This is a genomic window from Aestuariivirga sp., assembly GCF_037139295.1.
GTDB lineage: Bacteria > Pseudomonadota > Alphaproteobacteria > Rhizobiales > Aestuariivirgaceae > Aestuariivirga.
Genome location: NZ_JBAXGR010000304.1, coordinates 1 through 1,666, shown reverse-complemented (window position 1 = coordinate 1,666; position 1,666 = coordinate 1). Strand labels below are relative to the sequence as shown.

The window sequence follows — 1,666 nt, the reverse complement described above, 5'->3', positions numbered from 1 at the left end:
CGTAGGCAGCGAGTGTGGCTGCTCCGTTGAGCAGTTGCCGGCGTGTGGTCATGCGAGAGATCCCTCAGCTTGCAAGTGTACGCAGGGGCGGAGCCGTATGCGTGGCGAAACAACCTCAGCAACACCAGTGCATTGGACATTGATGGCGTTGGGCAGAGGGGTAACTCTTTACTGATAAACCGATAAAGATCAAGGCAGGCCGCGAAAGGAAGAAATCACTCCAGCGTTGACATTACGACCATGAGCGCCCCAACATCGCGCTTGGAGAAATTACGTCAGCTCAGAAGCCGAGACGGCAAACGGAAGTGAACCTCTCCGGGTGAGTTCTACAGCAGACCCCCTCCAAAGACGGCAGGATCATCGCGGCTGTGCCCCTTCCAACACAGGTCTGAAAATCCCTCCGGGGCATCTAGAACAGATACGAACAGGCGACGAAAAGCTCATGCACATCAGTCCATTCCTTCTCTTCGGCATTCTGATCGCCACGCCTGCTTTTGCCCAGCAAACCGCACTTTACGACCCCACCATTAAGCACGTGCCGAAAGACGGCATCGTCACGCTCTACGGGGCTGGCGGGCCTCATACGGCCTTTCAGAAGGTGGCCAATGTCTGGCAGGCCAATACCGGAAAGACCGTCAAGATCGTGGCGGGGCCTGAGGCAACCTGGTCTAAGGACGCGCAGGCCAACGCCGATATCATATGGGGCACGTCAGAACAGTCCATGACGGCGTTTCTGGAGACCTATCTGACCTTTGCATCGGAAAATGTCGAGCCAATCTATATCCGCCCCACGATCATAGCGGTGAAAGCGGGGAATCCAAAAGGGATCACCGGATTTGAGGATTTGCTCAAGGACGGCGTGAAGATCATCGTGACCGAAGGTGCTGGTGTGTCCAACAACTCAGGCACCGGCACATGGGAAGATGTGGCGGGTCGACTGGGAAGACTGTCGGATGTTGTCGCCTTCCGCCGCAACATCATAACTTATGCCAAGGGTTCGGGCGCTGCCTTCAAGGCGTTTCAAGAGATGGACGCCGATGCGTGGATCACCTGGCCGGACTGGCCAATCACCCACGATGACGTGCTGGATCAGGTTGACATCGCCCCGGACCGGACAATCTGGCGGGACATTAACGTGGTGCTGTCCCCAGATGCGGACCCGGAGGCCCGGGAGTTCCTGATATTCCTTGTCAGCGAAGAGGCACAAAAGATAATGCTGACCGAAGGCTGGACGCGGTGACGCACGCTTGATGAGATCATCAAGAGAATGTGTCCAACTCTGTAGTCTCGCTTTAGTCTCGCTTTGCCTGACATGACTGGCATTTTCTGAACCTGGCGATTTGAAAGAAGATAGCCTGGAAAGGAGAAAGCCTATGCCGAATAAGAGGTTGGGAGCCGAGCAGAGGCCTTAGACTTTTTACACCGCCCTCAAGTCTGTGTGTTTCGCCTCACCCAGTACCGCTCCCTAAGCCAATCCCCCTGCCCCCGCCTCTCCGCCTGACGCCACGCAGCCTCCTCCTCCGGCGACATCCTCTTCGAGACATAGCGCCACGCCAGCGGCAGGAGCGCCTTGCCCAGCCGCCGGCCGAACTCGATCCAGAAGGAAGGCCCCCGAGCCACGAGGAACGCTCCGGCCCCGAGGCCAAGGAGCACCACGGCAACTGCA

2 protein-coding genes are annotated in these 1,666 nt (G+C 57.5%); one reads left to right on the top strand and one right to left on the bottom strand.

All coding sequences use genetic code 11. From position 1 onward, the window contains the following. Window positions 1-442: 442 nt before the first annotated feature. Window positions 443-1,240, top strand: a complete 798-nt coding sequence (locus WCJ41_RS22145) for an extracellular solute-binding protein (RefSeq protein ID WP_336907996.1) — start codon at window positions 443-445, stop codon at window positions 1,238-1,240. Between the two features lie 188 nt (window positions 1,241-1,428). Here the strand turns inward: WCJ41_RS22145 and WCJ41_RS22140 are convergent. Beyond that, window positions 1,429-1,666, bottom strand: a 238-nt coding sequence (locus WCJ41_RS22140) for a hypothetical protein (RefSeq protein ID WP_336907995.1), incomplete at its 5' end; no start/stop codon positions are given.

Bases quoted from the DNA above. Each gene is read 5' to 3' on its own strand.
- WCJ41_RS22145 (WP_336907996.1), top strand. From the start codon at position 443: ATGCACATCAGTCCATTCCTTCTCTTCGGCATTCTGATCGCCACGCCT.